This window comes from Photobacterium sp. SP02 (genome assembly GCF_038519165.1).
GTDB lineage: Bacteria > Pseudomonadota > Gammaproteobacteria > Enterobacterales > Vibrionaceae > Photobacterium > Photobacterium halotolerans.
Window position 1 is genome coordinate 25,640 of record NZ_JASJOJ010000048.1, and the last position, 8,703, is coordinate 34,342.

The following is an 8,703-nucleotide window of genomic DNA, read 5'->3' on the forward strand; positions in this document are numbered from 1 at the left end:
ACTGATCAGTGCGTTGTCACGCTGTGCTCATATTCAACAACGATTTGATTGCCACTATATCGCACATTTTTGATATTGCCATCAACTATATACGTATTTGTTAATGTGACTGTGTTCGGCAGACTGCTGCCAATCTGCTCCCTCAGGGAAGGAATGGTAAGTACAGGATCAACACCCATATACTGACAGAACTGACTGACAAAACGATGTTCAAGCGGTAAGTTACCACGCAGAATGTCAGAGAAAAACAGCTGGCTTACCCCAAGCTTCTTGGCCATTTCAATCTGAGTCACCCGCATTTTTGCCTTATAGCTCATCCATGTTTCATAGAGTACTTTTCTGTCTTCTTCTGTGTATTGCATACCTGTTCCTAGCGCAAAAAAATGTCAATTCACCGCAATTAAAGCCTAAACCCTGTCAGGAAATGTCAGAAAAACGTTAGGCTTGTTCCAAATGCGACCCTCGCAAACCCGCATAGAATCTGGACACAAGGCAGTTCCCTATCTTTCAGCAAGTTAGAAAACTTACCGTTTCTTGATTTTGGTTATGAATCCAATTTGTACCGGGGTTATAATCTACAACATTGATCATTAAGGAAGACACTCGCTAACAGCATGTTGACTCAGTTGCTTCACCAGCCGCATTGTTCAACGAACAGGATAATCATTGTTATCTTGTGCCTGCTGTTGCTGCCGATCAATAACGCCAGTGCAGCGTTGTTCCCGACAGACTTGTCAGACGGGTGTCCGCCGGTCATGGCAAATACAGGCTGTTGTGCCGATACAATGACCTCGCATGCAAACAAAACAACCCACAGCGCCTGCCAGGACGATATTCAGCATTCGGGGTGTTTACCACATTGCCAGTCTCCCTGTCATACCACATTGATCCTTCCCGCTACTTTAGCGGCTCCCGTTGTAATGGCTTCGAGCCAAAGTGACCATCCCTATTTATCAGGGTACTGGGACGAGCCGGTTTCAACGCTGTTACGGCCTCCTATTCATCTGTAACGCAAGATTATCTTATGTCCAGCCAGGGTAACGCTTTCGATGAGTGCTGCTTTTCGATTGGCGCGGCTCGATTAAAAACTGCTGAGCCTGTATGCCCAGCATCACAGATGAATAAAAGGTTAAATGATGAAAAAATCACAATATCTCCTGACTGCCGCACTGTTGCTGGCGGCTTTCCCCTCGATGGCTGCCGATACGATCAAGGGAAAAAATTACCAGTCTCCGTCCTGCGGTTGTTGCAAGGATTGGGTAAAACACATGAACAGTCATGGTTTTGAGATTGAAATGAACATGGCAAATAATCTCCATCCAATCAAACAAGCCAATGGGATACAACCTGAGTACGCATCCTGTCATACCGCTATTATTCAGGGATACGTCTTTGAAGGCCATGTGCCTGCGCAAGATGTGCAACGATTTCTGAAGGAAAAGCCCGCCAACCTGAAAGGCCTTGCCGTGGCAGGTATGCCGATGGGCTCACCGGGCATGGAGTATAACGACCAGAAAATGCCGTATGACGTCGTCGCGTTTGATGAAGAAGGCAATACAGTCATCTGGGCCAGCCATAACCAGGCCCAGACTCAATAAAAGTGCAGATTAAGGCCAGGTATTCTGGCCTTATTTCTTTCACTAGCTGAGCTTTTTCTTAGCGCTTATTTCTTTAGCAACTTAGCGAACCATTGCCTGTTGGGATCCTGAGTGAGCGCCCAGTGGGTATCCTCTTCTCTCTTCTCCAGATAAACCTGCAAGCCTGTGAAATAACGAAAAGCGGTCAGTTCTGAATCCTGACTGAAATGCGCCAGAAAAGCATCTTCCAGTTCGGCCAGCTGCGCCAAGGTTGTCACACCGTTTTGCAAAGCCCATTGCACCGCATACGGAGAAACTTCGGTGCGGAAAAGTATCTGGGGTTCAATATACTTGATGCCAACCTCAATACCCTGACTGAGCGAAACGGTCTGTTCAGATTCAGCCTCTTCCTGCAGTCTTTCTCGCAAACTGGCCAGACTGACAGCACGCTGAGTTTCTGAATAACCATGGGTGGTTTTACAAAAGCGGACGGCAAACCCTAACTGGTGGCGTCCCACCAACTCTAAGGTTTGTTCGAGGTATTCCTGCGGAATCACGTAACTTTTGGCCAGTTGCTCAACCGCCTGTGAAATATTGGGGTAAACAATACCGTTATATTCAACCTGAAAAGCACTGCTTAGCTGGCCCACCGGCTGGCCATCAATCGCCAGCGGCCAGCCCGGATAATTGACTCTGTCCCGTGCAATTTCAAACATCATCCAGGCGCTGTGTTTAAAGCCTTCAAATGCCTTGCCTTCCAGTTCAGAGTCTTCCAGCTCTTCTCTGCTCCATTGTGCACCTATCTGTAAATGCTTCTGATACTGCTGGTGCAGACGTCCTTTCACTCTGTCACGCAGTATATCCAGCCCGCTTGCTTTGGTGCGGGAACAAAAGCCATAGCATTCTTCGCAGCAAGGTACTTTGACCGGCGGATCATTATCGTAGTTAGGCTCGGGACGGAACACATGGCATTCATAGTAAGGCTCACCGCAAAACCAGCAGGTATGGCGAAATTCAAATGGCACATCAATAGACTGGACAATCGTCATTACTTAGCTCGGTTTGATTTGCAAAAAGTGCGGCTCATTATGCGGTTCAACCACAATCAGTACAAGGCAAGCGCTTCATTTCCCGCTCATGGCAAAAGAATACCAGCAGAGAACTTTGCCTTCCTGATGGCGAACACGCTAAAATACGTGACCGTTTTTTGAATGTGAGTGGTGTGGATGTCTGAACAAAAGCGAAAGGCACTGAAAAAAATAGCCAAATGCCTTGAGTTAGGTAACTCGGCCAACGTCAATGAAGCAGCGCAAGCCATCAAAATGGCTCATCGCCTGATGCTCAAGTACGGCCTGGAGCAAGATGACATTGAATTCATCCAAATGGGCAAAACAAAATCAGCCACCCTGTTACCGTCAGACATCAGTGCACACATTTTGAAAATCATTCGTGGGATCAACCGCCGCTTTGGTGTCGAATGTGTGCTGACCAATTACAAAGGACTCAAACAGGCTGAGTTTATTGGCGTAGCCGAGCGTGCAATTTTCGCCGCTTTTGCCTTTGATGTCGTGTACCGCGAAATGAACCAGCAAACCGGCCAGTTCCGCAACAGCTTTGCCGGCACCGGAGCCAGTACAACCGAAGTCACCCGCCGTGTTTCCTCTTTCCTTGCAGGCTGGATAGAAGGCGCGCTGGAAAAGCTGCCGATGCTGAACACGGACGATGACCATGACAAACGCATGAGTAATTTCATCGACCGTGAATTTGAAAACCTGGATCGTGAAACCTTCAAAAAACAATTACAGGAAGCCATGAAGGCGATGACAGATGATTACGAGAAAGGCATGAAAAAAGGCCGCTCTATCTCGGTTAACCGGCCGGTCGGCGGAACACGCAAAGAAGCCACCAAGCTGCTGGAGCAGTAACTGCATGGTGCACAACATAGTTTAAAAAAATAGTTAAAAAACAGCATAGTTAAACAAGAAAAAAGTTAAAAAATCCGGTGCCTGTCAGAGCACCGGATTTTGAGTCTTTCCTGAGTGATTCAGTTACCGCGGATGTTCTGTCTCCATCGAGCTGTTCACTAAAGTATCAGCCGATATTTCCTGCAACAACGCATCAATACATTCCCCTAACCGACGGCGGTTCTCGGCATCCGCCATCATAGTGACATGATCGCCATCCACTTTTTTCACAATCAGCGAATGTGCCGGCAAATGGTGTTCCCATCCCAGTGCCGAGTTATCCGTGCGGTTAAAGCCCTGAGGTTTGATAGTTTCCCAATACCGAATCAGATCGTCACTGCGCATGGGAGGCATGTCTTCTTTGGCTTTGAATAAATGCACTGTCAGTTCCGATGGCGAGAGAGTTGTTGCGCCAACCAAAGTCGCATAGTGATAACGCTGGTTCCACAACAACAGCTCTGCCTGATGATCGTCCATCTGTGTACTGATCCCCCTTTCTTTCAACGTCCTGAGCACAGCCTGTAGCGGCATCTCACGAAGTTGTGCCAGCAAGACCAGATCAAGCTCGGCATGTTCCACTTCAAGCCAGCTCAGGAAAAGGGCTGTTACGCTACTCATCGCCTGTTGTGGCCGCATGGTATCAAACAGTCCCAGCAGGGCCACTTCTTCCCCTTCCCTTTGCAATTGCAGTGCAATCTGGTAAGCAAGAATACCGCCAGACGAATACCCGAACAGATGGTACGGCCCTCGCGGCTGTATTTTACGAATCAGCGCTATGCTGGCTGCTGCCATGCCGTCCATGGTGTCAGGCAACGGCTGAGCGCTATCCGGCCAGGGTACGGCATAGACAGGATGATCCGGGTTAATGACTTTCGCTATCTCATACACGTAAGAATGATCGCCAAAGCCTGTCGGCAGAAAGAACAAGGGTGAACGTATGCCACTGCGGCGAGCCGGTAACGCGCTTAACGGACGTCGCTCGCCGAACTGGTTATCGAGCTGCTCAGCCAAGTCGGCCAGTACCGGATGATCGAATATGGCCTGTACCGGAAAACTCAGGCCAAGTGGCTGTGCCATGCTTACCTGACGCACCGCCAGCAGAGAGTGGCCTCCCAACTCAAAGAAATGATCGTAACGGCTCACCTGCTCTATTCCCAGCAAATCTTGCCACAGTTGAGCCAGCATGACTTCAGTGTCTCCCTGAGGCGGCGCATAATCTGCGTCCGCAACAATCTGGCCTTGCGGTGCAGGTAACGCACGTCTGTCCACCTTACCATTCGGTGTCAGCGGCAGGTGCTCGAGCCAGATGTAAGCCACGGGCAGCATATAAGCCGGTAAAGATTCCGCCAGATACTTGCGCAGTGCCGGTGTTTCCGGGGCTGATGCACCGTCATTGAGTGTCAGCCAGGCAACCAGATGCTGACCATCACCAAGATAATTTACATCGACCACCACATCACGAACCGCAGCATGTGCTCGCAGATATTGCTCGATTTCACCCATCTCGATCCGGAAGCCGCGAATTTTCACCTGCCGGTCGTTGCGCCCCTGATATTCCAGACTACCATCCGGCAGATAACGCACCAGATCACCGGTCCGGTACATGTTAGCTCCCGCATTGAACGGATCGGGCAGGAATCGCTCGGCACTCATTTCCGGACGATTCAGATACCCCAGAGCCACGCCGACACCACCTATGTAAAGCTCACCCACAGCGCCACGAGGAACAACCCGCCCCCGCGCATCCAGTACATAAGCACGCGTGTTACCTATCGGCTTACCTATAGGTAAACGATCATGGCCATCAAAATGCTCTATATGCGCCGTGGTAGCAAAGGTCGTTGTTTCGGTTGGCCCGTAGGCGTGAATCAGTTTCACCGGCCCCTGGTATTGCAGCAGCTTCGCGAAAGCAGCCGGATCTTCCTTCTCGCCGCCGCAAATCAAATACCTGAGCTGAGACAAAGTGCTGCCAAGGGTATGAACATATTGATTAAACAAAGCGGTTGTCAGGAATAAGGCCGTGATCTGCTGCCTTTGCAATACCTCAGCAAAGGCTTTGGCATCCAGGACGGTTTGCGGGGAGATGACCACCAGCTGACCGCCATTGAGCAAGGCTGACCACACTTCCATCGTTGACGCATCAAAGGCCGGATTCGCTGCAAACGCGACAATGTCTGTCTCGTTGAAGTCCGCATAACCGTTGTTGATCACAAGCCGGCTGATACCCTGATGCGGTGTCATCACACCTTTAGGCTGTCCGGTCGACCCTGAGGTATACATGATATATGCCGTTGCTGTACTTGACCGCGGCCGTTCAGGATTGTCAGTGCGCTGGCTGCGCTCATCGGCTAAGACATAAGACAATGCATCATCACCCGGCTGTTCTGTAATGACGATACACGCACCGCAATCACGGATGATCCATGCCTGCCGGGATTCCGGTAGCTTGGGATCAATAGGCACGTATACCGCGCCGGCTTTGAGTACAGCCAACTGCGCCACAACCAGATCCAGGCTGCGCCCCAGCCTGACTGCCACAGGATCACCGGCTTGGAGACCCCGTTCAATCAGGACATAGGACAGTTGGTTAGCCTGTATATTCAACTCGGCATAACTGACAGATCGCAGACCATCAGTAACGGCAATCGCATCAGGATTAGCGCGTACCTGCTGTTCAAACACAGTATGCACACAGCAGTCTGCCGGATAAGCCGTGGTCGTCTGATTCCAGGTTTCCAGCTGCAAGCGATACTCAGCATCGGTGACTATGTCCAGCGTATTGACAGGCAAATCAGGCGTTGTATCCAGAGCATGAGACAATGAAATCAGCGCCTGCAACATATATTCGCAAACCCTGACTGCCTCAACCGGCTGACAGATTTGCGCCGTCAGGCCGAGTGAATCGCCGCCATCTTCAACTGACATAACAAAGGGATAATTGGTTCGTTCTTCAGCACTGAGCAGCTCAATACCTGGCGGTAAAATTAACTCGTCACCCTGGTTATGGCGGTAGTTCAGTAACGCGCTGAACAATGGCGTTCCTGCCGGCAGACCACTGCAGCGCTGAGCCAGTGCCAGAGGCGCATGCTCGTGCTCAAGCAAACCACTTACATTCTGGTGTGCCTGCTGCACCGCACTCACTACATCCTTATCATTAATGTCCAGGCGAAGCGGCAGCGTATTGATGAACAGTCCCATCGCCTGCTCTGCACCTTCACCGGCCTGCATCCGGCCAAGCAATACAGTGCCGAATACCACAGTATCCCGACCCGTAACGCGAGAGAGCACCTGTGCCCAGGCCAGATGACAGAGACTGGCCAGACTGACCCCCAGCTTGCGTGCCTGCTCTCGCAAAGCACGATTGAGATCGCCGGGAACAGACAAGTGAGAAGTCACAACACGTGCGCCGTCTCCACGAACATCGCTCAGCCCGAATGGCAGCACAGGTTCGTCGATATCTGCCAGCATCTGGCGGAAAAACACCTCATGCTGTGTCTGGCTGATACCCAGCCGACTTTGTGCAATCACGTTTCGGTATGGTGGCGCGGCCGCCAGTTCGCTGGCTCTGCCAGCCAGAATAGTGGCAATCTCACTTTCAATCAGTGCTGACGTTGAATGATCGCCAATCAGATGGTGCCATTGCTGCAGCATTAACCAGCGACCGGTTTCGTCCTGACTTACCACCATATTCAGCAGTGGCGCCTTCGTCAGATCCAGACGGGAGCAACGGGAGTCAAAGCGAGCCAGCAACTGCTCGGCCACTGGCCCGTCGGCCGGATTCAGCGCGACCTCACTAACAGGTAAGGTAGCATGGCGCCAGACCACCTGCACAGATTCAGACAAGCCATGGCTGATAAAGGCGGAACGCAAAATATCATGACGATCAACCACTTGCTGCATAGCCGACAACCAATTGTCGAGCCGCTGGCGACTGTCAAAGCGCAGTAAAGCGGACAGCAGGTAGGTATCACCCTGTTCATTCAGTAAATGGTGGAAGTAAATCCCTTCCTGCAATGGCGACAAGCCATAGATATCCTGCACATTGCCCACACCGCCCGGCACCGTCGCCACTACCTGATCAATGTCCTGCTGATTCAGATCTGCCAGTGGGACTAACTCAGGGATAATGCTTGTGGTACCGACAGTGATCCGGTTCTCCGGAATCCGGATTTCCTGCTGTGAACCCAATACTGAAGCCAGTGAGGCCAGCGTGGGGGCAGAAAACAGGGTTTTGACATCTGCGGCAAGCCCATAGCGACGGAGTTCAGCCATCAGTTTCACCACAAGCAGAGAATGACCACCCAGTTCGAAGAAATTGTCATTCCGGCCAATGTATTCACGTTCCAGTATTGTTGCCCAGATTTTAGCAAGCAAGATTTCCGTTTCACCTTGTGGCGCCGCATAAGCACGGCCAGCCTCAGCTCCCGGCAAAGGCAGCGCTCGGCGATCCAGTTTGCCGTTAGGAGACACCGGCAGCGCTGTCATATATACAAAAGCGGATGGGATCATGTGTTCAGGCAGACGCGCGCTCAGGAACAGGCGTAATTGTTCAGTCAGCGCAGATCTATCATTGTCTGTCTCAACCGCCACTTCAGGAACAACCCAGGCTATCAAGCGTTTATCGCCGCTGGTACCTGCCGGCGCATCAACAACCGCATCTTTTAACGCAGGATAAGCACCGAGCTGAGTTTCGATCTCGCCCAGCTCAATACGGAAACCACGGATTTTCACCTGATGATCATTACGTCCAAGAAATTCCAGACTGCCGTCAGCAAGATAACGGGCCAGATCGCCGGTGCGGTACATACGTCCCGGCGGATGGAAAGGATCGTCAAGGAAACGCTCCGCCGTTAACGCTGGCTGATTGAGATAACCACGGGCCACCTGCACCCCACCGATATACAACTCGCCAACAGCTCCCTTGGGTACAGGATTCCCGTAGTCATCCAGCAGATAGACGCGGGTATTACTCACCGGACGGCCAATCGAGGGAGCCGGGGCATTGAGATCCAGTGGCATCGATGTTGCCACCACAGTCGTCTCGGTCGGCCCGTAGTTATTAACGACTGTGAGTCCCGGCGGGACATTCAGCGGCCAGCGGCGGACACTGTCTCCGCCAATCAGCAACCAGACCTTTGCGATTACCGGTTACGGCAATATCG

The 8,703-nt window shown here is 51.4% G+C and carries 5 protein-coding genes; 2 read left to right on the top strand and 3 right to left on the bottom strand.

Translation table 11 applies throughout. The features are described 5' to 3' along the window. Positions 1-5: 5 nt before the first annotated feature. Positions 6-362: a helix-turn-helix domain-containing protein gene (locus tag P0Y67_RS17275; protein ID WP_027252244.1), complete on the bottom strand. Its 357-nt coding sequence runs from the start codon at positions 360-362 to the stop codon at positions 6-8. Positions 363-1,136: 774 nt separating this feature from the next. Here P0Y67_RS17275 and P0Y67_RS17280 point away from each other — a divergent pair. Beyond that, positions 1,137-1,598, top strand: a complete 462-nt coding sequence (locus P0Y67_RS17280; RefSeq protein WP_342392894.1) for a DUF411 domain-containing protein — start codon at positions 1,137-1,139, stop codon at positions 1,596-1,598. Between the two features lie 65 nt (positions 1,599-1,663). Here the strand turns inward: P0Y67_RS17280 and P0Y67_RS17285 are convergent, their stop codons facing one another. After that, positions 1,664-2,626 (bottom strand): hypothetical protein, encoded by a 963-nt coding sequence (locus tag P0Y67_RS17285; RefSeq protein ID WP_342392895.1) that lies wholly within the window; start codon positions 2,624-2,626, stop codon positions 1,664-1,666. A gap of 177 nt (positions 2,627-2,803) precedes the next feature. On the opposite strand from P0Y67_RS17285, the gene P0Y67_RS17290 reads away from it, so the two are divergent. Continuing rightward, complete coding sequence (locus tag P0Y67_RS17290) at positions 2,804-3,502, top strand: DUF2786 domain-containing protein (RefSeq protein ID WP_337113514.1); 699 nt, start codon at positions 2,804-2,806, stop codon at positions 3,500-3,502. Positions 3,503-3,625: 123 nt separating this feature from the next. On the opposite strand, the gene P0Y67_RS17295 is transcribed toward P0Y67_RS17290, so the two are convergent. Further along, positions 3,626-8,668, bottom strand: a complete 5,043-nt coding sequence (locus P0Y67_RS17295) for an amino acid adenylation domain-containing protein (RefSeq protein WP_342392896.1) — start codon at positions 8,666-8,668, stop codon at positions 3,626-3,628. Between the last annotated feature and the right edge of the window lie 35 nt (positions 8,669-8,703).

Excerpts from the sequence above, each read along its gene's own strand:
- P0Y67_RS17275 (WP_027252244.1), bottom strand. The coding sequence starts at position 362 with ATGCAATACACAGAAGAAGACAGAAAAGTACTCTATGAAACATGGATG.
- P0Y67_RS17290 (WP_337113514.1), top strand. The coding sequence starts at position 2,804 with ATGTCTGAACAAAAGCGAAAGGCACTGAAAAAAATAGCCAAATGCCTT.
- P0Y67_RS17280 (WP_342392894.1), top strand. The coding sequence starts at position 1,137 with ATGAAAAAATCACAATATCTCCTGACTGCCGCACTGTTGCTGGCGGCT.
- P0Y67_RS17285 (WP_342392895.1), bottom strand. The coding sequence starts at position 2,626 with ATGACGATTGTCCAGTCTATTGATGTGCCATTTGAATTTCGCCATACC.